This window comes from Paenibacillus aquistagni, assembly GCF_900177815.1.
In the GTDB taxonomy this organism is placed as follows: domain Bacteria; phylum Bacillota; class Bacilli; order Paenibacillales; family Paenibacillaceae; genus Paenibacillus_B; species Paenibacillus_B aquistagni.
The window spans coordinates 138,953-162,680 of record NZ_FXAZ01000008.1 but is presented as its reverse complement, the minus strand read 5'-3'; the positions used below and the strand labels follow the sequence as shown (position 1 = coordinate 162,680).

Sequence of the window (23,728 nt, the reverse complement as noted above, 5' to 3'; positions counted from 1 at the left end):
TGTGTGGAGGTGATCGGGGTGGATTTTCAGTCCATAAAATTAAACCGGAGGCCTGCTGCTGAGCTGGAGGATGTTGCCTTCGATCGTACATCGAATCAAGATATTGCCATCATCGGAGTGGCGGTTAAGCTTCCGCTTGCTGATACGGTCGAACAATTTGAACACAATCTTCGCTCAGGCAGGGATTGCATTCGTCCGCTTCCTCATGCTCGCAAGCAGGATACGGATTTATACTTCAAGCACATCGGTACCGATCTAGATTCCGTGGTCTATGGCGAAGCGGCGTATCTGAATGAGATTGATAAGTTTGATTACTCCTTTTTCAAGCTGTCGCCGCGTGAAGCGAGTCTTATGGACCCGAATCAACGGCTCTTTCTGGAGACAGCCTGGCGTGCCATCGAGGATGCGGGCTACGGAGGAGGCACGCTTAACGGCAGTAGAACCGGTGTCTATATAGGGTATGGCTCGGATGCCGATTACTTGAAGCTGATCCGCGAGGTAGAGCCAGATGCCATCTCGATGTCCATGGGAGGCAACGTAAGGCCTATTATTGCGAGTCGCCTCTCTTATCTAATGGACTTGAGAGGACCGAGTCTGCTCGTTGATACAACTTGCTCCTCCTCGCTAGTCGCCGTTCATCTGGCCTGCCAAGCGATGCGCAATGGCGAGTGCGACGCTGCTATCGTCGGAGGTATTCAGCTGCATCTCGTTCCAGTAAGAGAATACGAGGTCGGCATTGAATCCTCCACCGCTCGCGCACGCACCTTCGATGACCAAGCAGATGGCACAGGCACTGGGGAAGGCGTTGTCGTGATGATGCTGAAGCCGCTCGATCAAGCGCTTGAGGCCCGCGACAATATCTATGCCGTCATTAAGGGCAGCTCCGTCAATCAGGATGGGGGCTCTGTCGGCATTACGGCGCCTAATGCTCAAGCGCAAGAGGCTGTACTAGCCGATGCTTGGAAGCGTGCTGGCATTGATCCGGAATCAATCGGATATATCGAGACGCATGGAACAGGCACAAAGTTAGGGGACCCGATTGAGATCGAAGGGTTGGAGCGAGCCTTCCGCCGCTTCACTGACAAGCGCCAATTCTGTGCTATAGGGGCACTTAAGAGCAGTATTGGCCATCTGGACAATACAGCGGGAATTGCTGGCTTGCTGAAGGCCGTGTTATCCGTTAAGCATAAGCGCCTTTACCCAACGCTTCACTTTGATCGTCCGAACCGAGTCGTTAACTTTGCCGAATCTCCTGTCTATGTGAACAACCGACTGCAGGAATGGGAGGCGGGAAGCCATCCGCGCCGCAGCGGTGTCAGCTCCTTCGGCATCAGCGGCACCAATTGCCATATCATTGTGGAGGAGGCACCCACTCCGAGGACAGTATCTGCAAGCAAAGAGAGCAGATATCATTTATTTACACTATCTGCTCAGTCGAAGTCATCGCTCATGTCATACGTCGATGCGAGTCTGGACGAGCTGCTCGCTCATCCTGAGCTTGATCTTGGCGACTTATGTTATACCTTATGCACGGGGCGCGGACATTACCGTTACCGTCTGGCGTTAATCGCACAGCAGGTGCAAGAAGTGGTGGACAAGCTTCAACGCCTTAAAAGCTCGCATGCTGCATGGGACCAAGATGAAGGCGACATAGGTGAGCATGGCGGCCTTTATGTGAGCGACAGCCATGCTCTCAACCAGGAGCATGATAGGCTGCAAGCAGAAGTTGAGACTGTGATCGACAGATGCTTACAGTCTGATCGGCCAGATCATGCGAACTGGGAAGAGCTTGCTCGGCTTTTTGCCAAGGGTGTGCACATAAATGGGGAGCGGCTGTACAAGCAGGAACGAAGAAGAAGAGTCAGTTTCCCGACGTATCCTTTTGACCGTCATCGCTGCTGGGTGAAGTTGAAGCAGGTGAATGCGGGAATGTCAGCTGCTGTTATGAAGAGCCCGGGAGAGTCATCTCGTATCAGTGGAGGCTGCGATTCGGGAGGAGTGCAGAAGCTTGAAGGGGAGACATCACTTTCGGCGGCTGGGCACAAGCATTTTTACCATCAGCGTTTGTGGAGTCCAGAATCTTTAATCAGCGGCTCCGATTCTGTCTTCGAGGAGAAAGTCTATCTATTGCTGCATCGCGATCGGTTGGCAGATCGACGCTTGATCGATCGCTTCGTTGAAGCTGGTGCGGAGGTGTTTGAAGCCATTGTAGGAGAGCGCTACGAGCAGCTAAGCGAGCAAGCTTATCAGGTTGGCGACGATGTCAGCCAGTATGAGCAGCTGCTTGCAGAGCTGACGAGCAAGGCTCAATACCGCGAACTGCAGATCATTGATCTCACCCGGCTGACAGCTTGGACAGACGAGTCTGCCAGCATTGATGAGCATGAGCAGCGGCTGAATGAGACAGTCTACCAGATGTATCGGCTGGCTCAAGCGATAACGCATCATGCAGAACGCCATATAGCGGCGATCTCATTAACGATGCTTTCTGCCTATGCCGCTGAAGTCGTTGCGGATCAAGCGCGCGTTCTGCCTGAGCACAGCGCAGCCATTGGACTAAGCAAGGCGCTGGTGTGGGAATGTCCGAGCTTGAAGCTGCGCTGGATTGATCTTGACGAGAATACGGACTTGTCTGAAGCGATCGTAAATGAGCTTCAATCGCCATCGAAGGAGTTCGTGGTCGCTTATCGTCAAGGGAAACGCTATGTCGAGCGGGTGGAGCCACTTGCGATAGAGGTGCAAGACGAGCGCCAGCATCAGCAGCCAGCATCCGATTCTTCATCCAAAGAAGCGAATGCAGGTGTGTATGTCATTACGGGCGGAGCAGGGAATATTGGACTGCTCATGGCAGAACAGCTTGCCAATGAAGCGGGCGGGCCGGTGCGGCTTGCGCTGCTTGGCAGATCACAGCCTCCAGCAAGAGGGCAATGGGCGGAGCTCGCACAAGCAAGCCAAGATGAGAAGCTAAAGCGTGCGATTCGCGCTGTGCTCCGCATGGAGCGGCAAGGTGCGCATGTCGATTGGATTCAGGCGGATACTGCGAACCCGGCTCAGCTTCGTCAGGCACTGGAGGACTTGCGTCGACAGCACGGGCGAATTGCAGGAGTAGTGCATGCGGCAGGGGTATCTGAAGGCAATCTGATTAGTCGCTTGACGAGAGAGGAACTGCAAGGCGTAATTGCCGCAAAGACGACAGGCACGTTTTTGCTTGATCAGTTCACAAGACAAGATGAACCGGATTTCTTTGTTCTGTTCTCGTCAGCGATTACGTTAGTTGGCGGAGTTGGATCAGGGCCTTATACGGCAGGCAATGCCTACTTGGATGCCTATAGCGCTTATCGGAATCGTGCCGGCATGAAGACCTTGGTCATCAATTGGCCAGCTTGGATACATGAGGAGACTCAAGCTTCGGATTCCGCGGAATCGAAGGAGATGTTCTGCTTCATGCCAGAACATCAAGGGATTAGAGCCTTTCAGGAGCTGCTGCAATCCTATTGCCGATCCCAACAAGCATATGTTGGGTTCTGGAATTGGGGGAGCCATTTATTTGCTCTTCAAGATAAGCTCCCATTCCGCTTATCTCAACAGCTGCAGCTGGCAAGAGAGCTTGCCTTGGGAAAAGCACAGGAACCGAGCATGTCGCGTAATTCCCTTGGAACGTTGAAGGAGCATCAATTGGATGTCCATTCAAGCGAAGCGAGTAGTGGGCAACTTCTTATTCCGCACGCTTGGGAGGAAATTGAGCAAGTCGTCACGGAGGCTTGGAAATGGGTGCTCGGCTACGAGGAGATTGATGCTAACGCCAATTTCTTCGAGATCGGCGGGGATTCCATACTCATCACAAGAGTCCAGGAGCATTTGGAACAAGCATTCCCGGATCTCATCTCCATTGCAGATCTGTTCTCTTATCCGACGATCGCACGATTAACCAGCCATCTGCACGATCTTGTAGGAACCCTTCACGCTCAGAAGAGCCTTATATCGGACAAGGCTGAAGATGAATTTAGCGAATCTATGCTAACGATATTCGATCGAATCAAGCAGGGTGAATGGTCTATCGAAGAGGCAGTCGATCGCTATCGCAAGCTGGAGGTGGCTCATGGATAACGTAGCAGGTCAAATATTTGAGCATGTGGCCGCAGGCCGAATGGACGAGCAGGTAGCGGTGCAGCTGCTTCGAGCTTTGAAACAGCAGCGTCATGCAAGCGACAAGGATATTGCGATTATTGGACTATCCTTGCGGATGCCGGGAGCAAACAACCTGAAGCAATTCTGGGACAATCTTGCGCATGGGCGAGATTGCATCGGACTGCTGCCCGAGGCTAGGCAGCAGGACAGCTTAGGGTTCATACGCAGCTTCACTCCGCTTCGCGATGAAGAGATTCGCTTCAGTCATGGCGGCTTTATGAAGGGAATTGACGAGTTCGATTATGCCTTCTTCAACCTGTCGCCGAAGGAAGCGGCTTTGATGGACCCGAATCAGCGCTTGTTTCTGCAAGCGGCATGGGAAGCGATTGAAGATGCGGGTTATGGGGGCAGCCGAATTCAAGGCAGCAAAACGGGCATCTATCTCGGGTATGCAGATTGGCCGGTCTATGGCCAGTATATAACGAAAAATCAGCCTTCCCAGATTCCAATGGCAAGCACGGGGAACACGCCATCCATCATTGCAGGACGAATTGCGTATTTGCTCGATTTGCAAGGACCCGCATTATTAGTCGATACGGCCTGCTCTTCCTCATTGGTTGCGGTCCATACCGCCTGCATGGCGCTTCGCAACAAGGAGTGCGAGATGGCGATAACCGGTGGGGTTAAGGTATGCCTGATGCCAGTGGACGGTCTGTTTGAGATTGGCATCGAATCGACGAATCAGAAAACAAGCGCGTTTGACGACGGCTCTGACGGCACGGTATGGGGGGAAGGGACGGTAGCCCTGCTGCTCAAGCCGCTAAGACAAGCGCTTAAGGATCGTGATCCGATTCATGCAGTTATTCGAGGCAGTGCGGCCAATCAGGACGGCACATCAGTCGGGCTTACAGCCCCGAATGCCGCCTCGCAGGAACTGCTTCTCAGTCAAGCGTGGGAGGATGCGGGCATTCATCCCGAGACGATTGGCTACATCGAGGCGCATGGCACAGGAACGAAGCTCGGCGATCCTATTGAAGCGGATGGGATCAAACGCGCCTTTCGACGTTACACAACAAGGCGGCAGTTCTGTGCCATCGGCTCTGTGAAAACGAATATTGGGCATCTCGACGCCGCATCTGGCGTTGCCGGACTTGCCAAGGCGATTGCAGCGCTTAAGTATAAGCAGCTGCCGCCAACGCTTCATTTTACAAGGCCGAATCGCAATATTGCTTTTGAGCAATCACCGCTATATGTCTCGGATCGTCTGGAGCCGTGGCTTACGGAGGCAGAGCAGCCGCGCAGATGCGGTGTCAGCTCGTTCGGCTTCAGCGGCACGAACTGCCATATCGTGCTGGAAGAAGCACCTGACGAGCTGGAGGTGAAGTCGGCACAGCGCACATTTGAAGACGTCGGGGCCAGCGAACCCCAACTGCTCTTGTTATCAGCGAAGACGAGAGCATCGCTTGAGCGGCTTGTTATGCGTTATGCGAAGGAGAGAAGTCGGCTTCTTCAGGCAGATTTTCTTGATTTGAGCTATACCGTCAATACAGGAAGAGGACAGTATGGCTGCCGCTTGGCCATCATTGCAGACAGCACCGCAGGCTTCCTCGATCAATTGCAGTGGGTGATGGATCATGGCTTCGCTTCGTATGAGAAGCAAGGCATCTATTATGACGAGCATCGCGTAGTCAGTGCTAGAAAAGAGGCCAGACAGAATGGCGAGTGGACAGCTGAGGAATTGAAGGCTCGCAGCCAAGCGATGGCGGCGCTTATCCTACGGGGTACTGGCGCAGAGCAAAGGATGAATCGATCTGTGCTGGAGGAGCTTGCCAAGCAGGCTATTCATGGGGGAGTCGTAAATTGGGATGCGTTATATGAAGGGAGGTCCTGCTCGAAGCTTCATCTTCCCGTATATGCCTTTGAGCCCTCGCGCTGCTGGATTGAGCTGTCGGCAGAAACTTCCGTTCATGCTGCAGCGCCAAGCTTGAGCGTCAATGCAGTGGATGGAGCAGGTGCTGTACGACATCCACTGTCTGCAGGAGCCGGATCTGCAGCGTCACGCCTGCCGCAGCTGTCAGGACGACATGATGGAAGCTATACAGCTATTGAATGGCAGCTGGCTAAGCGATGGGAAGAATTGCTTGGGGTAAACGAGCTTAGCATCGATGACGACTTTTTCGAGCTTGGGGGCAATTCTATTCTAGTCATTCGCATGGAGGTGGAATTGGAGAAGGCAGGCATCTCCTTGGATTCTGAGCTGATGTATCGATACCCTACGATTCGCGAGGCTGCCGCTTATCTAGAGCAGCTGCCAGGTGAAGGTATTGAATCTCCTCGGAAGGAGGTGGATATTCAATCGACAGCTCATGCTTCGTTCTCCAAGGAGTCCAATCATCGCGAGCAGACAGCATTGGCCCAGACTGCAGCTGCTTCAGAGCTGCATGAAGCGCCAGTGGGCATCGAGGCAAGGGAGTGCGACAATCCCTCAACCTCTACATTATTTATGTTGTCTAATATTGAGCCTTTTAACGATCTCTACTATCGCAATTGTTTTTATAACTCCTTGTTCCCAGTCGTCGCACATTTTGGAGGAAGCATTCTTCCTTATCTATTTAATGATCTGATTCTCTACCATCGGGGGGATGGGGAGGAAAGCGGCGGCTACGAGATAAGGTACGAAGAGATAGAATCTCAGGAATCGTTGTTTCATCAAATGAATCTTAACGTTGAAGCACAAGGCAGCTTCACGGATACAATCGAGGAGCTGATTGGAAGCCTGCGCCAAGGCCATCCAGTCATTGTATGGGTGGACGCTTACGCAATTCCATCACGCAAGGATGTATACCAACAGGAGCATGTGGATCATACCTTGCTGGTTTACGGCTTTGATTTGGCTGAGCAGTGTTTTCATATTATCGAGCATGATCGCAGGGAGAATCTTTCCTACAAGCCATGCACGATCTCCTTCACGGATATGGACAAAGCCTGTGAAGGCTTCAAAGCGCAGTATCAGCAGTTAGAGCATCGACCAGCGTATTACCGAATTATACATCGTGAGAATGCCCGATATGCACAGCCTGAACGAGATGCGCTCCGTCGCGCCTTTGCCAGTCGTCAGCTGGAGCACCGTGTTCAGTTGCAGGAGAGCATGACAGTTCTTCAGCAGCTGGTGGCATGGCTTAAGCAAGTGAGCTCCACAGCGAAATCACTGAGTGATCAGATCGATACGATCATTGAGATCCTAAACCAGATCCTCAATGCCAAGCAAGTAGAGGGATATCGGCTTCTCTATCTGTATGGAGCAGACAGTTCGCTCCTTGTTTGCCACCGTGCATGTGTTGAGCATTGGGAGACCGTGCGCAAAGGCATGGTTCGCTACTTCTATGCTCCGATCTACCAGGAAGAGCGAATCACAGCGATTCATGCTAGATTAGAGCACTTGATCGTAGCCGAGCAGAAGTTTCTATCGGAGTTCATCAACCAGCTTCAATTTACGCTGACCCATAACCATTAGGAGGAATGAAGATGACAATGGAGACGAAGGACGAGTTAAGACAAAGAGTCATTGATTTGCTGAAGGATAATGTTGATGATCCGAGCTTGCTGGATGAGTGCGGACTAGATGATGATCTGTCTTCTCTAGGGATTAATTCTCTGACGTTCATCAAGCTGGTTATCGCAACTGAAATGGAGTTTGGCGTATCGTGGAGCGATGAGGACTTGGACTTTCGCAATTTTAGCACCATCAATCAAATTATGAACTACATCAGCTTGAACCAAGGCGAACAATAATAGGGGGGATGTCATCATGTTAACGAAAGCAGGCAAGCTTGGAGGAGTCGCTCTTGAGGAGCACGTGAAGAACCTTGTCCCAGAGATTAAGCAGCTGACTTTATTTCCTTCAGAGCTGTGCAACTACCGCTGCAACTTCTGTCACATATGGGGGGATACAGGCTGGGCGCTTAAGGAGCCGCAGCGAGCGATCCGTGAGCAGCTTGACATCGACGTGTTGAAGAAGTTCCTTGATGACGTCACTGCTGTCAACAAAAACCTTGGTGTCATTATTACTGGCGGAGAGCCGATGCTGTACAAGCATTTTACGGAGCTGGTGGAACACCTGAGAAAGCGCAAGGCTAACATTTATTTGCTGACGAACGGCTCTCTGATCAAGAATCGTGTGGAATTCATTATGCAGAATATCGTCGCGATGAACATCTCCATTGATGGCCCGGAGGAGTTCCATGATGCGATTCGCGGCAAAGGAAGCTTCCAGAAGATTTGCGAGAATATCGAAGCGCTGATGGAAGAGAAGAAGAGACGCAAAAAAATGTTTCCTTTCATTAATATCACGATGGTCTTGTCGCCATCCAACTATTTGAGCATTAAGCAGTTTATGAGCGCCCTTCGCGAGCGCTTCAAGGATGCAGATGTGGTTCTGCATGATCCACGCAATCCATGGTCTAGACGCCGTGATTTGTCTGTCAACCTGGCACCGCTTCTATTTACGACACCGGAGCGCGGACGTGCGTATGCTGCGCAGATGAAGCATGATTTGGACTGCGAGGTATCTCCTGCATGGCAGGGCTTTGTGGAGGATTCTATCCCGATGGACACACAGCTGCTGAAAAAAGAGCTTGAGGAGCTGTGGGCGATGGAGGGCATTGATTCGTCGCACTATATTGACATCCATGATTATTATACGGACATTGAAAATGTATTTGGCCGTTCCAAGTGTGTGGCTCCTTGGCATGAGATGATTATCCGCCGCACGGGCGATGTCTATCCTTGTGTGGATTTGCCAGACTTTAAGTACGGCAATATTTACGAAGACAGCTTTGCCGACATGTGGGAGGGCGAGCGCGCGACCCAATTCCGCGACTATCTCAAAAATACCAATCTCATGATGTGCAATCGCTGCACACGGATGTTTGCTGATCCAGAATCATTTTAAATGAACAATGAACAGCTTAGATGAATGGAGGGTCAATTACATGTTAAGTACAGTCGAGTTGGATTCCGTGCTGGCAGATCAGAATAAGAGAAAGGTGCAGCTGCCTTTTGAGATGCCGCAAGTCTATGGCTTTCTCGGACATGCCTATGTGCTAGGGATACTCCAGCCCTTTGAGTATGCCCAGCCGTGGATCCATACCAGCTATATACAGCTGTTTATCGCAAAACATTACTTGAATGACTTCCAGGAATACCGGCTTGATTTCTATCCGGACTTGATGATTGCTTATGGCAATATGCCTTGGCTGATCTATCGGCATTGTGATAAGGTGCTGCTCTCGCAGCTCGGCGTAGATATTCATCGCTACCTGATTACCCAGCTTGAACGTGAATTCTATGTGGTGACCTATGTGGACGAATATTATATTCATAACTCGATCTGTTACCAGCAAAACCATTTTGTCCATGATATTTTCATCTATGGCTATGATCTGGATCGGCAAATCTATCATGTGGCTATCTTTGATAAAAATCGCCAGTTCTCCACGCAGGAGGTAACCTTCGAGCAATTCGAGCAGGCATACCTGTCCGAGGGATCATCCTCCCAGACCTTAATCAGCTCCTGCAAGCGCTTGGAGCCCTGTGACTACGAAACAAGCAAATATGGTGCTGGACTTGCCAGATTTGATTTTGATTTGAAGCTGATGATTGATGTGCTTAACGATTATTTGGAGGGCCGCAACTCTACCAAGCGGTTAAGAATGACGCAGCAGCCTGTGGAAGGCTACTTCGGTGTAGAGATCTATCCGTTGCTCCAAGACTTTATTACTCGTGTGATGGAAGGCGTGCAGAACTTTGATGTTCGCCCATTCCATATCCTATGGGAGCATAAAAAGATGATGGTGGCCAGAGTCCAGTACTTGCAAAAGCATGGCTACCTCAAGGAAGAAACGACGCTTCTTGAACAATTCGAGCGGCTTGAAAAACAGTCTTATACCCAGCGTAACCTCATGCTTAAGAGCTTTATGAGTGAGAATAGAAAAATACTACAGCCGCTATTGAAATCTCTTGAGGATATGATGGCTGCAGAGAAGGCTCTTATCAAGCAGCTCATTCTAGAACTTCAATAATAGGCGAGAAAGTAACTGGAGGGAGTGGAGAAATTGGACGTATCGGTCATTATTCCTGTATACAATAAGATGGAGCAGTTGGAGCGGTCTTTGTATTTTATTGCGAATCAGGTTATCGATACTGACATCAAGATGGAGGTCGTCGTGATAGACGATGGATCTTCCCAGCCTGTTAAGGACATCATTGACGATTATGCAGGCCTCATCACGAATTTAAAGTATTTGTACTTGGAGCGGGACAAGCGTTCCTGCCGTTCGCGCACACGCAATGTGGGCATCCAAGAGAGCAGCGGTAAGGTGCTTGTTTTTCTAGACTGTGGAATTGTTGTTCCTGCGTTCTTTATCGAGCGAGTCGTGGCTCGAATAGGCAATGAGACGAATAAGGTGCTGTTTCATTATGTGATGGGGGCCTTTGCTGATCCAGAACAAGAGGATATGACCATGATTCAGGACATTCATCCTTCCAATCTAGCGGACATCTGTGAACAGCTTCGCTACCATCCGAGTTGGGAGGATATGCGCACCTCGCATTTTGAGCTTGTCGATCATGATCTTAATCGCATGGATATTCCATGGTCGATGGGATGGGGCGGTGCCGTGACGGCATCACGCGATATCGTCCTCAAGGCGGGAGGATTCGATGAGACACTGAAGGGCTGGGGAGCAGAAGATACGGACTTTGCCTATCAGCTGCACAAGCATGGTGCTTCCATGTATGCCACAGCGGATATTTGCACGCTGCATCTTCCTCATCCTTCCGATAACAATATGGATCAGAAGATCAAATCCAGCTATTTGAACCGTAAAAAGATGCATATGAAGCATCGCACCTTTGATACGGAGATTTATCCATATTCAGCTGATCTGCATTTTGATCTGATCATGTCGAAGTTTAATCGCTTGATTATGCACTATTATATTCCAGCATACAGCAGTAAGCTTCTTCAGTTTTTGAACCAAGAGTACCTGCAAGGAACAATGCGCTCAGCCGTTATCGGTGCAGACAGTCGAGCGGTGCTTTCCTCGTTAGAGGTGTCACATGTCTTCTTGCAGAACAAGCGGCTGCTTGATCGTTATGAGCAAGAGTGGCCGGACAAAGAATTTGTGTATTTACTGGGCTTGGATACGCTGTATCCCTCGAAGCAGTTTGATGTCATCATCGTCACAGATTACTTCAGAATGTTCAGTGAGCCGCTGATCAGCATCATGCTCAAAGAGCTGTACCGCATCAGCAAGAAGGTCGTCTTTTTGTACAACGAAACCTATGTATCTTACTTGGCTACGACAGCAGGGTGGACTTGGCACAGCCTAGAAGAGATGAATCAGCTCTTTGGGCGCAGTCAATTGATGCCGCACACGGAGCGTCAGGTCGAGGATTGCAAGGTATTTGAGGTCGGCAAAGCCGTTACTGTACTCGTTTAACACCTTATGGTTAGGAGCTGTCTTCGGGCAGCTCTTTTTTTCATGGATCGTGTAAAAGAAAAGGCCTCAATGCGGTGTTCCATGGCACTGGGAGGGCACGGAGGCCAGTGTACTGCTCAAACAAAGCTTACATTGTTCAAGTATCTATTCTAGCATTCTAGTCTTCGTGAGATAAGAACCAAGAACCCATCTGTTTGTTAGTAAAAGGATATGGCGAGCAGCTATTCTTCAGCCACGTGTTCCCTTTAATGATCAGGATATACACCGCAATAACGAAGTAGATGATTCCGATCATCCAATCCCAAGAGGTGGCAAGATGCTGGGTAACGATGTCATGCATGTACCATCCTCCTATGGGAAGATGAAGCGCAATAACAGCGAATAGTCCGGGGTTATACAGTGTCTTGGCTCTGAGATTGGCAAAAATGCCATGCCAGATGAATTGGAAGAAGCCCATGAGAATCGGTCCAAGGGCAAGCCAGATGACAGCGGGGAAAAAGACAGGAAGAAGATAAAATACATAGGCAATCACAAGATTAATGATCATGGCGGACTGCGCATTAAGAGGATATCGGTCAGGCTCGCTGCTGTTAAAGATAACGCGGTTGAACAAGCCAGGGAAGGTGCCTGGCCAGCGATATTCTTCGAATTGATGGACTAAGATCGCGATAAAGCTAAGCCAGAGCAGAAGAGTAATTTCAGAGAGCTGATGCCGATTTATCCATACACCGATCAAGGTTACAATCCCGACCAGCATGCCGAGATCAGGCCAATATTTTCGCAAGTTGCTCATGTTCGTCTCTCCTTTATCGTTAGTCGTTGAGAAAGTAGCGTTCAAACAAAATATCAATCTGCTGTTCTAAAGGCGCGATATGGAGACCAGCACCAGTCTCAAGGATAGGCTTCATTAAAATAGGCATAAACACAGCTCCGAAGATGTGCATCATCATCGTCATCAGCGCTTCTGGCTGTCGTTCGTGCGTTATTTCTCTCAGCACTTCATGGATCAGGTGGAAGCCGCTTGCTTGCATAAAGGATCCATATTCATATTGAGATGGGAATAATCGATCTCCCATCGTAAGGATGCGAGAGAGCAGCTCGGGATGCTCTTGTATGACGCTTGCATATTGAAGCAAAAATGATTTTAGCCTTTCCTTTGGTGGCAGGGCAGCATCTTCGAGCACCTTGAAGCATTCGTGGAACCCAGACAGCAGGATCTTCATCACTTCACTGATCAATTGATCCTTGGATCCAAAATAATAATTGACTAAAGAAATATTGGTGTTGGAGCGAGCGGCTATTTTGCGAATGGTCATGCTTTCGAAGCCTTCTTTTTTAACCATATCCAGGGCAGTTGCAAGAATCATGTTCTTCGTTTCGCTATTTTTGTCCAATGGTGTCATGCGACCTCTCCTTTACGAGGAAATGATTATGAATTACAAGTTAAACAGGTGAATAAAACAACGTTTAAAACAATGTTTGGATTAATAATAACACCCTTTTCTCACTTGTTCAATGGGAGGTGCGGTGCGATTAGGGGATGAAATCGAGGACATGCAAAAAAGAGCCGCCTGTCATGATGAAGGCAGCCCTGTAGATAGGAATGACATGATTCTGAATCCTGCTTGTACAACAGCATTAACTGCGAGGAGGGTAGACTCCTGCTAAAGAAATAATAAAATTGATTCCCAAGTAAGGCTGCATATTATTATGCGGCTGACTGCTTCCGGTATGGGATAATGCAGCAGGATTCATGGATACGTTCGGTTCGGCAGTTGAGTAGATTTTGGGACCTGGAAGCCCTGCTGTTGGTCCCCACACCTTCTGCTCTGGATTAGCGTCACCTGATCCTGATGATACCGCACCAGGGGTGTGGCTGTGTCGTGGAATCTCCGATTCCAATAGGGTTACACTTGAGCTGCCGCCTGCTTCTCCTAATTCATGGGGCGTCAACCCAGGCCCTGCACCAAAGTGCAAAGGCGCTCTTCCCTGCAGATTCGGCAGGGCAAAGGTTGTTTTTCCATCTCCCCCATAGCGGACTCCAATGATGGAAAAAAGGGCGGTATTTTGTGAAATGGGTAGCAGCTGTCCATTGCAAAACGCCCAGTCTTTTGGCGCAAATTGACCTGCGAATATTCTAATTTCGCCTAAATACGGATCCATATGTTGAACCCCTCCTAATCACGAGATGGGTAAATGCCTATAGTTGCAATGCAAAAGGATAACACCGTGTATGGCTGCATGTTGTTGTGGGGCTGGGACTGGCCTGCTGGGGTCATGGCGGCAGCACTCATGAATGTGTTGGCATTGGAGCTGTACTGATGTGTGCTAGAGCCAGTTTGAGCGAATGCTGCTTGCTGAGGTTTGCTCGTTGACCCGGGCTCATTGGAAGCACGCAGCTCGTGAGTATGAGCAGGCATCTCGTTAATCGTGAGCGTGTGCGCGGCTTCGCCTTGTGCTTCTCCAGCGGAAACGCTATTGCCAACATGAACAGGAACCCTTCCTTGCAGATTCGGGAGGGCAAAGTTCGTTGTACCGTTACCCCCATAAGTGGTTCCTAGCAAGGAGTAAAGAGCTTGATTATTAGGGATGGGCAGGATCTGGCCGTTGCAGGGAAGCCAGCCCTTAGGAATCTGATTAAATGCAAAGACACGTATCTCACCGAGAAAAGGCTCTGCCATGTCTGTATTCCTCCTTTGTTGTTCTTATAAGGAACCATTATCCTTGAGAGGGATAAATTCCATATAACGAAATAATGAAGTTAACCGTTAGATAAGGCATGAAATTGTTGTGAGGTTGGTTTCCACCAACGTGGCTGGCGGTTGACGTGTTCATCGTGCTGTTGGGAGCGGTTGAAAAATAAGGCTTGCCGCTGTATGAAGCAAAGAAATGCTGCTCAGGGCTTGGGTTGTCTCCAGCGGCTGTGTCTGCGGCAGGCAGATGCGTATGCTGAGGGAGCTGGTTAACGGTCAGGGTGACCGTCTCGGTGCCGCTTTGCTGGCCTAGTATATAGCTGTTTCCTTGATGGATCGGAATTCGACCTTGAAGATTAGGCAGTGCAAAGGTTGTTCGGCCGTCTCCTCCATAGGTCGTTCCAATTAGTGAATACAACACTTCATTCTCTGAAATACTCAGCAGCTGGCCATTGCAGAATGCCCATCCTGCAGGGGCGTAATTGCCAGTGAACATGCGTATTTCTCCTACATACGAGTCGCTCATTCCATTGTCTCCTTTCTGTGTATGGGTTAGGTGCCGGTATCCATCGTCCACTGCATGGAGAGATAAGGCTCATGGTTACCGGTTATGGTAAATCCCATTCGCTGATAAAGGCGAAGGGCGGGATTCATGGCAAGGACATGAAGGAGGATCGGAATGTGATGTTCTGACGCATCTTGCTGCAGCTTAGTAATGATATGAGTGCCGTGCTGCTGATTGCGATAAGTTGGAAGTAGGGCTAGGTCAATGAGATGAAGGGCTTCTTCGGTGCGGACGGTCATAAGGCTGCCAATCCATCTATGATCATCGATAATGAGCTCCGTATTAGCGCATGGGTATTGCAGCTGATAGGCTTGCTGTCGAATCATCCATTGTGTACGAATAAAAGAGTCGGCCTCTTCAGGGGGGAATCCCCATGACACCGCTTCTTCTTGCTTGGTGGAATAGAATACTTGGTATAGAAATTCCTCAACTTTGGGGTCTTTGCCATCTGTAGGGGTGAGGGTTGGCATGATGGACATGAGGATCACCTATTTTCTTGGTATGGTTAAAAATAGAAGTTCCTATTAATGTTACTATCACATTTGTAATTTTGTGTCAACTTTTGTTGTTTTAGATCGATTTTTTATTGACGTCGATACAGGGTTCGATTAGTCTATCTGATAGGAATATTTTGTATCTTCATGCATCTTTCATAGAAGAAGATAAGGAGGGGAAGCGGTGAAGAAAATAAATGCGATCATAGTGATCGTGACGATGCTCTGCTCTACATTGCTCACGACGATCGGCTTGCCTCATAAGACATACGCCTCTACAACAACGACAACAACACTCTCAGCTATTTCTGATCTGTTTCAGATTATGGGCAGCAATGGCTACGATGGGGTATACACTGATGATTTTAGTGAAAATATCTATGTTGGCATCACAAATGACCCCGATTTTGGGGAGAATGTAAAAAACAGAGCCGCTATTCACTTTAGGCTGCTAGAACACAAGCCTATGCTCTCTGCAGAGCTAGAGCTCAGCGTAAACATGATAGAAGGCGCTCAGCCTCTGCATCCACTCTTCATGGATATCCATGGTTCAATTGCCAATGAACTTCAAGAGAGTGAACCATCTATTCCTGTCGCGGATGCGGCTGTACCGCCCAAGCGATATGACGCCCCATTAGATGGCGATCAGAGACCTACACATCCCCCCGGCCATAAGATTAGAATCGATGTGACCGATCTTGTAAAAGGTTATACAAGCTTATCAGATCCTGACATGGTGTTTATCTTGACAGGCAATGAGCTGGATCAAGACAGTGGGCGCTTCTTTATTTATTCCAACGAGCATGCCGACCCATCTCAACGTCCACAGCTGCACATCACTTATATGAACAATCAGCCTCCAACAGGAACGTTTACGGTGGAAGGCGGAACCTCTACGAACCACACCAGCGTTAATTTGAATATATCTGCAAGTGACCCCGACGACGATGATATTATCTCCATGAGATTTAGCGAAAATGTAAGCCAATGGCCCGACTGGGAGCCTTTTGCCTATTCAAAATCACTGGCATTATCCCCGGGAGACGGACAGAAGACAATATATATGCAAGTACGGGACAGTCAGGGACTGATCTCGCAAGCGTACGCTATGACCATTACGGTAGATACTACAGCGCCAACTGGGAGCATCTCGATTAACAATGGGGCGACGTGGACATCAGACCGAAGCGCAGCCCTTCAATTGCAAGCCCAAGATGATGCTGGTCAGCATAACATCGACATGCGCCTATCAGACGCCTCGCTAGATTGGACGCCATGGGAGCCTTATTCAGCTTCTTATGCATGGACGCTGCCAGACACGGACGGACCACATACGATATATGTGGAGTACAGAGATTCATTTGGCAATGTGAGTCCCCAAACGATGTCTGCTTCCATAGGATTGGATCGCGTCAAACCGACAGGATCAATTACGATAAACAGCGGAGCAATCGCGACTGGAAACAAGCAGGTTGCGCTTCAACTTCAATATCACGATGACAGCAGCGGATCAGGAGTTGTGGAGATGCGGCTGCGCAATGAGACGCAGGCTGCTGGCTCAGCGACTTGGGAGCCGGCTGCAAGCACGAAGAGTTGGACACTTGATTCGGGAGAAGGCAGCAAATCCGTGTACGCAGCTTATCGGGATGCTGCTGGCAACGTCAGTGATGAGTACTCGTCAGTGATTATACTGGACGAGACGCCCCCAGTTGTAACCGGAGTGCAGCATGGTGGCCTTTATCGGACTTCCGTTACAGTGCATTACAATGAGGGAACAGCAACTCTCAATGGCAGTGCCTTCACATCAGGGTCTGAGGTTAAGGATGAGGGCCATCATACCCTTATTGTGACCGATGCGGCTGGGAACACGACGACAGTGGCGTTTACGATTGATACTACAGCGCCAACAGGCACATTTATGATGAATGGAGATGCGGACTTTACAAATACGAAGAACGTCAAGCTTACATTGTCTGGCCTTAGCCCGGATGTGAAGGAGATGCAGGTCTCCAATGATCTTGCAGCCTTCGATGATGCATCGGGCTGGCAGAGCCTGCCGACAGGTGAGCTTCCGTGGGTGCTTGAAACGGGCGATGGAGAAAAGAACGTCTACATGCGCTTTAGAGATGAAGCGGGCAACATAAGCGATATCGTCAGCAAGACCATTTACGTGCTTACCGCCAAGCCTTCTGGTCAAGTCGCGGTGAACAACGGAGAAGAGTGGACGAATCAGTCGAATGTTCAGCTCACCTTTACCGGAGTGAGCGAGCATATCACCGACCTCCAGATCGCCGATCAGGATGCGGATTGGACTGCGGTTCCTTGGACCCCGCTCTCAGCTAGCATAAGTTGGGGGCTGCCAGCAGGCGATGGGCTGAAGACGGTATATGTGCGCTTCAGGGATGCAGCAGGCAATATAAGCGATACGGCTCAAGCATCGATTAAGCTGGATACAGATGCTCCAGCGGGTGAGATCAGCATCAATGGAGGCGCAGCATGGGCGACCAGCCCAGATGTATCGCTTCAATTCACGAATGTCAGCAGCGATGCTGTTGGCATGCAGGTCAGCATGGATAACACGAACTGGCCGGGAGCCTGGTCGCCAATCGCACCAGTGATGCAGTGGAGCTTGTCAGCAGGTGACGGTGAGAAGAAGGTGTACGTACGCTTCAAGGATGCTGCAGGCAATATTGGCCAGCCAGATGAAGCGTCGATTAAGCTGGATACGACTCCGCCAACCGGTGCCGTGGCTGTCAACAATGGTGCTGAGTGGACAACAAGCCGAGATGCAGTGCTGACATTGTCAGCTATAAGTCCGGATGCGGCAGGCATGCAGATCAGCGATAGAGTAGATGCTTGGCCAAGCACTTGGACCCCAGTAAGCTTGAGTGTGCCTTGGAACCTCCCAGCAGGAGATGGGACCAAGACGATCTTTATACGCTTCAAGGACGAAGCGGGATGGATCGGTCAAGCGATCCAAGCGGTTATCAAGCTGGACACCACCCCTCCAACGGGACTTTTGACGATCAACCATCAAGATGCTTGGACGAATCAGACTGAGGTTAACCTAGCGATTACGATGGAAGACGGTTCAGAGGGCAGCCAAACAGCAGAGATGAGGTTCTCTAACAACGGCTCTGATTGGAGCAGTTGGGAAGCGGCAGCCCTAGCCAAGATTTGGAGCTTAACATCTGGTGATGGAGAGAAGACCGTACAGGTTCAACTGAAGGATCATGCGGGCTTGGTCAGCCAACAAGCCATTCAAGCGAGCATTAAGCTTGATCAGACCAAGCCTGTCGGTGAGATAAAGATCAACGGCGGCGAGAGCAGCACGAGCTCTAGACAGGTCAATCTGACGCTAACCTCATCTGACGAGCATGGCTCTGGAATTAAGGATATGCGCTTCTCCCATGATGGCAAGCAGTGGTCAAGCTGGGAGCCAGCGGCAGCCAAGAAGACTTGGAGCCTGCAAGGCGGCAGTGGGGAGAAGCGGGTATACGTTCAGTTCCGCGATCACGCCCTTAATAGCAGTGAGATGTATTCGGAATCCATTCAATATAGTGGATATAGCGGTGGGGGATATTATCCTTATCCTGACGAGGACAATCAGGTCAAGATCTCCATCAGGATTGACGATACGACTTACAAAGGATATAAAGTCGAGCAGACTAGCAGTGGTGATCATACGACCGTAATATTGGACGAAGCTGAACTGATTAAGGCATTGGAAGGAGTCAAGGCTGGTCCGGCAGTAATCATTAGCCTCTTGGATTCCTCCAGGAGTGTGATATTGGAGATGACCGCAGCGGCGTATGAGCGCTTGCGAAGCAAGCAAGCGTCCATCATGTTAAATGGCGGATACGCTGGATATACCGTCTCCTTGCCCAAGCTTCCGGCAGATGCGATTGCAAAGGAACATAAGGGCTCCAAGCTCCGTGTCCACTTGGAGCAGCTGTCTGCGGATGTGTCTACGCCATCCACATTGCTAACGGCACCAATTCGATTCTCCCTTGCCACAGTTCAAGACGATCGGATCGTAGAGATCGGCCTGTTGAACGGTTTGCTGGAGCATACCATTACGATTCCATCGAATGTAGATGCTTCCCGTGTTACGACAGCGGTCCGAATAGGAACGGATGGAAGAAGCCTAGCCCACGTTCCTACGACGATCGTGACGCAAGGCGGCGAGACGATGGCTCGTTTTTATACGCCGCTTGGCAGCGGAACCTATGGACTCATTTATCATCAAGCTGCGTTTAAGGATACTGCGAAGCATTGGGCGCACAAGAGCATTGAGGAGATGGCTTCCCGAATGATCCTTCTTGGCACAGCGAAAGATCAATTCGAGCCGCAGAAGGAAATTACGCGAGCGGAATTTACCGCGATGATTCTGCGTGCAATGGGGCTTGAAAAAGTTGAGATAACCGATCATCGTGGACATTCCTACACGGATATTGGTTTGAAGCCGTGGTATGCCTCGATCGTTCATACCGGCTCGGCATTAGGCTTAATCGATGGCTACCAAGACGGAACGTTTAAGCCGAATGCCTCGATTACAAGACAAGAAGCCGTGGTCGTTATCGCGAGAGCGATCCGCTGGATTGGTGTGGAGGATCAGCTTAGCGAGGAACGACAGCAGCAGCTTCTCGAAGCTTATCAGGACAGCCATCGTCTAGGCAATTGGGCCAAGGCATCCGCTGCATTGGCTCTGCACCAAGGCATTGTTGTTGGCGATCAAGGCAAGCTGTCGCCGACGAGCAACATTACGAGAGCCGAGACCGCTGTCATGATTCAAAGGCTGCTGGAGAAGGCGCAGCTGATCCAATAATAATCCGAAGACGCGATGAATGAACGACGATCGAACTGAATCGAAGGAGGCCATTTTGCTTTTAAGAGAAGGATTCCTTATGCTGCTCACACAACAATAAAACTTGAATAATCTATAACCGTGAAAGAACAAGAACGCTCCCTTGATTAGCTTAAGGGAGCGTTCTTTGCGTTATTGCGGCGAGTGATCAGCTTCAAGTGGAAGCTTGGCCGAATGTAATGTATTTTAAACTTTTCATAAAGGAAGACTTATGATTCAAATGTTGAAGCTCCGGCTTGGTCCTGATTCGCCTAATTTGAACATTTAGAAATGAGGACAGCCCTGTGTCCGGTCCGATTTGCAGAAGAACAGCGTACTTAGCTGACACGATTCTCGTTCACAGTCAGAGCATGCTGCAGCGAATCAAGCGAACTGCCGTATAGGTCTAATGGATAGAAGAAGGACGTTGCCGCTTTGTGATAAGGAAGCTCGCCAAAGCTGTATGAATGATCGCGGAGGGGCTCCTCGTCGAAGGATTCAGCATCCAGCAGCGCTGCATGATATTCCAGATGACGAGCAAGCTCTGCTCGAAATGCCTCCTGATATGGCTCAGCTAACTGTTCAAAGTCATCATCATGCTCCTGCATGTATTGGATGACTCCTTTCAGCAGATCCAGTGACTTCAGAATCTGAGCAAGCCGTACAAATTGCGGGTCCTTGCTCTTATTCATGTTATCAATAATATAGGCGTAACGGTCCGTCTCTTTCTTGATATGTGCAAGCGCAAAGCGCATTTTCGCTCGATCAGCCTTACTTAATGCCTGCATGGCTTGCAAGCGGTGGACAAACTGCTTTGAGAGCCGAACTGCCTTGGCATAGAGCGTCTTATGATGACGTGGCGGCACAATAAACCGAACGACAATATATGCGATAACGCAGCCAAGGACAACGAGAAAGGCGCGCTCCTGAAGCGACAAATACATTTCATAGCGTGGTGCTTCGGCTACGATCAGCATGGCGACACTCGTGGATGCTGGCGATATATTCAGCTTCGGGAACCAATAGGCGACAAAGACAATCATGAGTCCGCCGATGATGATACGGGCAGTAGGCGGCTCCACCATTAAGGTACTGACATAGCCAATAACGATCCCCAGCAGATTGCTGAAAATCCGCTCATTCATCTTTTTGTACACCGCAGTCTCAAGAGGCGAGGCAGAGAACAGTACCATCGCTGTTGAGATTAAGCAGGTCGGCGATGTCCCATAGCCCATCAGATAGGTAACCAGCTGAGCCAACGGAAAGGCGATCAGGATGCGCAGAATTTTGCGCTGTATATGAGTCGGAAGCACACGACTCGCATAGCGTGGAACCGACTGGTGAAGATTCTTGAGTCGCAGCGTCTCCAGACGCTGAAGCTTAGGTTGAAGCATAAACGGGCACCTCAATCTATGATCTACAATCTATCATTTCATTTTCAGAAATTTTCAGAATATACCATATGCAATCATACTTCGATTCATCTCTCCGCTATATGATATTTATCACATAAAATACGATGAACAACTACGATCATAAGGACCTTTCATTCGACTGCCATTTTATTCGAACCCATTTGCTGCTTTATTTCGATAGTGACCCAATGTAAAAATCCTCGGACTGTTGTAAATATCCTCTATTCCGGGAAAATCGACCGCTTCTTATGATGAAGATACATGATCACACGAACAAGGTTCGTTACCGGAAGGAGTATCAGCATGACGCCTAGTACTGAAATGAATCGTTCCATGTCCAAGCCGAAGCAAAGCTTTCGTTCAAGATTGTATGGACTCGGGAACTCTTCGACATTTGTAGGCTATCTATTCGTGGCCCCCATTCTGATCTTGATGGGAATATGGTTTTATTATCCGCTCTTGCAGTCTTTTATCTACAGCTTTCAGGATATCAGCTTCCTGAATCCTGACGCCGCAACCTTTGTCGGGCTGGACAATTACATTGAGATTATGAAGGACAAGGACTTCTGGACGGCTTTAAGCCATTCCTTCTTGCTGACCGTGGTCGCAGTGCCGCTGCAGGCCATTCTAGCACTGGTCATTGCGGTGAATCTGAATAAGGTGCTTCGATTCAAGGGCTTGTTCCGCACCCTGTACTACATGCCGTACATCACCTCGACGATTGCCGTAACCACTGTATTTATGTATTTGTTTATGCAGCAGGAGGGGATCGCCACGCAGTTCCTTACTTGGTTTGGCTTTCCGGATGTATCCTGGTATGCCAATGTGAAGTATGCGCTGCTGTTCTTAATGATCTTAACGATCTGGACGTATACCGGCTTCTACATGGTGGTCTATCTGGGAGGATTGCAAACCATCCCTAATGACATCTATGAAGCAGGGCTTGTCGATGGCGCGAACGGCTGGCAGCAATTCTGGAAGCTTACCGTTCCGATGCTTAAGCCTGTGACGTATCTCGTCATTATGTCAGGAATTATTAACGTCATGCAGCTGTTTGATCAGCCTTATGCGCTTGCTCGCAACGGCTCGCTAGGAAGCCCGGCGGGTGCAACAAGTACGATCGTTACGTACTTTTACAGCCAAGCGTTCAGCTTCAACCGTTCAGGCTACGGCAGCGCGGCAGCGTTTATTATTTTTGCACTGATTATTGGCTTGTCGTTCCTGCAGCGACGCTTCATGAAGGAGGAGATCTAGGTGGCGGATAGTCGCAAAGCGAAGTTCCTACGCTATTTGCTGTTGTTTTTCTTTTCGATCTTTTTTATCGTGCCGTTCGGCTATGCGATCTACACATCCTTATTAAGCAAGGAAGATATCGGACATTTGGTGCCGCCGACTCGCTTTACATTTGAGAACTACGTGGATATCTTTACGACTTCCGATATTCTGATCTGGTACAAAAATTCAATCATCGTTACCTTCGGCATTCTGATCGGGAACCTGATTGTCAACACAACGGCTGCTTATTCGCTAGCAAGGTTGAACTACCGTGGAAGAGGGGTCGTATTCTTCCTTGTCATTGGGATGATGATGGTGCCTTATCAGGTCATGATTATTCCAATCTTCTCGATGATCGTAGATCTAAAGTGGCTGAACAGCTACCAAGGGCTCATTATTCCATTCTTGTTCCAAGGCTTCCTTGTCTTCTTGATGCGCCAGTTCTTCCTGACGGTGCCGCGTGAGTTGGAAGAAGCTGCGGAGGTTGACGGCCTTAACAAGATCGGCATCTTTTTCCGCATTATGCTGCCGCTCTCCAAGGGGGCGATCGGCACACAGATTATTTTCAGCTTCACAGGAACGTGGAACTCCTTCGTATGGCCAGTGACCCTTGTGAATGACAGCCGCTGGTATGTGATGACCGTTGGCCTCAACACACTGAAGAATCGCTACTTCGAATGGCCGAACTTAACGATGACCGGCGTAGTGCTGCTGACGGTTCCCATCATTATCGTGTTCTTGCTGTTCCAGCGTCATATGGTACAAGGCATTGCGACAACAGGTCTGAAGGGCTAACATCCCACACATTAC

At 49.5% G+C, this 23,728-nt stretch carries 16 protein-coding genes; 9 read left to right on the top strand and 7 right to left on the bottom strand.

Translation table 11 applies throughout. From position 1 onward, the window contains the following. The first annotated feature begins 18 nt into the window (after positions 1–18). The 6 genes from B9Y93_RS21850 to B9Y93_RS21825 are packed head-to-tail and all read left to right on the top strand — an operon-like array spanning position 19 to position 11,630. Positions 19–4,107 carry a type I polyketide synthase gene (locus B9Y93_RS21850; protein WP_139829206.1) on the top strand — a complete coding sequence of 1,363 codons (4,089 nt, stop codon included), beginning with the start codon at positions 19–21 and terminating at the stop codon, positions 4,105–4,107. Continuing rightward, the gene (locus tag B9Y93_RS21845; protein WP_085498263.1) at positions 4,100–7,642 is read left to right on the top strand and encodes a beta-ketoacyl synthase N-terminal-like domain-containing protein; all 3,543 of its coding nucleotides are present in this window, start codon (positions 4,100–4,102) and stop codon (positions 7,640–7,642) included. Before B9Y93_RS21850 ends, B9Y93_RS21845 begins: the two co-directional genes overlap by 8 nt. A gap of 11 nt (positions 7,643–7,653) precedes the next feature. Next, the gene (locus tag B9Y93_RS21840) at positions 7,654–7,920 is read left to right on the top strand and encodes an acyl carrier protein (protein WP_170936643.1); all 267 of its coding nucleotides are present in this window, start codon (positions 7,654–7,656) and stop codon (positions 7,918–7,920) included. Between the two features lie 16 nt (positions 7,921–7,936). After that, on the top strand, positions 7,937–9,079 hold the full coding sequence (locus tag B9Y93_RS21835) for a radical SAM/SPASM domain-containing protein (RefSeq protein ID WP_085498259.1): 1,143 nt from the start codon (positions 7,937–7,939) through the stop codon (positions 9,077–9,079). 40 nt (positions 9,080–9,119) lie between these two features. After that, a complete protein-coding gene (locus B9Y93_RS21830; protein ID WP_085498257.1) occupies positions 9,120–10,208 on the top strand; it encodes a hypothetical protein in 1,089 nt (362 codons plus the stop codon). 24 nt (positions 10,209–10,232) lie between these two features. Beyond that, complete coding sequence (locus tag B9Y93_RS21825) at positions 10,233–11,630, top strand: glycosyltransferase family 2 protein (RefSeq protein ID WP_139829205.1); 1,398 nt, start codon at positions 10,233–10,235, stop codon at positions 11,628–11,630. Between the two features lie 157 nt (positions 11,631–11,787). On the opposite strand, the gene B9Y93_RS21820 is transcribed toward B9Y93_RS21825, so the two are convergent. The 6 genes from B9Y93_RS21820 to B9Y93_RS21795 all read right to left on the bottom strand — a co-directional run bounded on the left by B9Y93_RS21820 (position 11,788) and on the right by B9Y93_RS21795 (position 15,367). Next, entirely contained in the window at positions 11,788–12,423 is a 636-nt protein-coding gene (locus B9Y93_RS21820; RefSeq protein ID WP_085498254.1) for an HXXEE domain-containing protein, read from the bottom strand. 19 nt (positions 12,424–12,442) lie between these two features. Beyond that, a complete protein-coding gene (locus tag B9Y93_RS21815; RefSeq protein WP_085498252.1) occupies positions 12,443–13,033 on the bottom strand; it encodes a TetR/AcrR family transcriptional regulator in 591 nt (196 codons plus the stop codon). A 235-nt stretch (positions 13,034–13,268) separates the two neighbouring features. Beyond that, on the bottom strand, positions 13,269–13,793 hold the full coding sequence (locus B9Y93_RS21810; protein WP_085498250.1) for a phage tail protein: 525 nt from the start codon (positions 13,791–13,793) through the stop codon (positions 13,269–13,271). A 14-nt stretch (positions 13,794–13,807) separates the two neighbouring features. Beyond that, positions 13,808–14,311: a phage tail protein gene (locus B9Y93_RS21805; protein WP_085498248.1), complete on the bottom strand. Its 504-nt coding sequence runs from the start codon at positions 14,309–14,311 to the stop codon at positions 13,808–13,810. 37 nt (positions 14,312–14,348) lie between these two features. Then, positions 14,349–14,849 carry a phage tail protein gene (locus B9Y93_RS21800; protein ID WP_085498246.1) on the bottom strand — a complete coding sequence of 167 codons (501 nt, stop codon included), beginning with the start codon at positions 14,847–14,849 and terminating at the stop codon, positions 14,349–14,351. Positions 14,850–14,875: 26 nt separating this feature from the next. Then, a complete protein-coding gene (locus B9Y93_RS21795) occupies positions 14,876–15,367 on the bottom strand; it encodes a GNAT family N-acetyltransferase (protein ID WP_085498244.1) in 492 nt (163 codons plus the stop codon). Positions 15,368–15,566: 199 nt separating this feature from the next. Here B9Y93_RS21795 and B9Y93_RS21790 point away from each other — a divergent pair, with 199 nt between their 5' ends. Further along, positions 15,567–20,210: an S-layer homology domain-containing protein gene (locus tag B9Y93_RS21790; protein ID WP_085498241.1), complete on the top strand. Its 4,644-nt coding sequence runs from the start codon at positions 15,567–15,569 to the stop codon at positions 20,208–20,210. 356 nt (positions 20,211–20,566) lie between these two features. Here the strand turns inward: B9Y93_RS21790 and B9Y93_RS21785 are convergent, their stop codons facing one another. Beyond that, complete coding sequence (locus B9Y93_RS21785) at positions 20,567–21,622, bottom strand: FUSC family protein (protein WP_085498238.1); 1,056 nt, start codon at positions 21,620–21,622, stop codon at positions 20,567–20,569. 324 nt (positions 21,623–21,946) lie between these two features. Here B9Y93_RS21785 and B9Y93_RS21780 point away from each other — a divergent pair, with 324 nt between their 5' ends. Together B9Y93_RS21780 and B9Y93_RS21775 are read left to right on the top strand one after the other, a co-directional pair. After that, complete coding sequence (locus B9Y93_RS21780) at positions 21,947–22,897, top strand: carbohydrate ABC transporter permease (protein ID WP_244903534.1); 951 nt, start codon at positions 21,947–21,949, stop codon at positions 22,895–22,897. Beyond that, entirely contained in the window at positions 22,898–23,713 is an 816-nt protein-coding gene (locus B9Y93_RS21775; protein WP_085498233.1) for a carbohydrate ABC transporter permease, read from the top strand. Positions 23,714–23,728 lie beyond the last annotated feature (15 nt).

What these genes read in the sequence shown, in the direction of transcription:
- B9Y93_RS21845 (WP_085498263.1), top strand. Translation starts at nt 4,100, where the DNA reads ATGGATAACGTAGCAGGTCAAATATTTGAGCATGTGGCCGCAGGCCGA.
- B9Y93_RS21840 (WP_170936643.1), top strand. Translation starts at nt 7,654, where the DNA reads ATGACAATGGAGACGAAGGACGAGTTAAGACAAAGAGTCATTGATTTG.
- B9Y93_RS21835 (WP_085498259.1), top strand. Translation starts at nt 7,937, where the DNA reads ATGTTAACGAAAGCAGGCAAGCTTGGAGGAGTCGCTCTTGAGGAGCAC.
- B9Y93_RS21830 (WP_085498257.1), top strand. Translation starts at nt 9,120, where the DNA reads ATGTTAAGTACAGTCGAGTTGGATTCCGTGCTGGCAGATCAGAATAAG.
- B9Y93_RS21820 (WP_085498254.1), bottom strand. Translation starts at nt 12,423, where the DNA reads ATGAGCAACTTGCGAAAATATTGGCCTGATCTCGGCATGCTGGTCGGG.
- B9Y93_RS21815 (WP_085498252.1), bottom strand. Translation starts at nt 13,033, where the DNA reads ATGACACCATTGGACAAAAATAGCGAAACGAAGAACATGATTCTTGCA.
- B9Y93_RS21810 (WP_085498250.1), bottom strand. Translation starts at nt 13,793, where the DNA reads ATGGATCCGTATTTAGGCGAAATTAGAATATTCGCAGGTCAATTTGCG.
- B9Y93_RS21805 (WP_085498248.1), bottom strand. Translation starts at nt 14,311, where the DNA reads ATGGCAGAGCCTTTTCTCGGTGAGATACGTGTCTTTGCATTTAATCAG.
- B9Y93_RS21800 (WP_085498246.1), bottom strand. Translation starts at nt 14,849, where the DNA reads ATGAGCGACTCGTATGTAGGAGAAATACGCATGTTCACTGGCAATTAC.
- B9Y93_RS21795 (WP_085498244.1), bottom strand. Translation starts at nt 15,367, where the DNA reads ATGTCCATCATGCCAACCCTCACCCCTACAGATGGCAAAGACCCCAAA.
- B9Y93_RS21785 (WP_085498238.1), bottom strand. Translation starts at nt 21,622, where the DNA reads ATGCTTCAACCTAAGCTTCAGCGTCTGGAGACGCTGCGACTCAAGAAT.
- B9Y93_RS21780 (WP_244903534.1), top strand. Translation starts at nt 21,947, where the DNA reads ATGACGCCTAGTACTGAAATGAATCGTTCCATGTCCAAGCCGAAGCAA.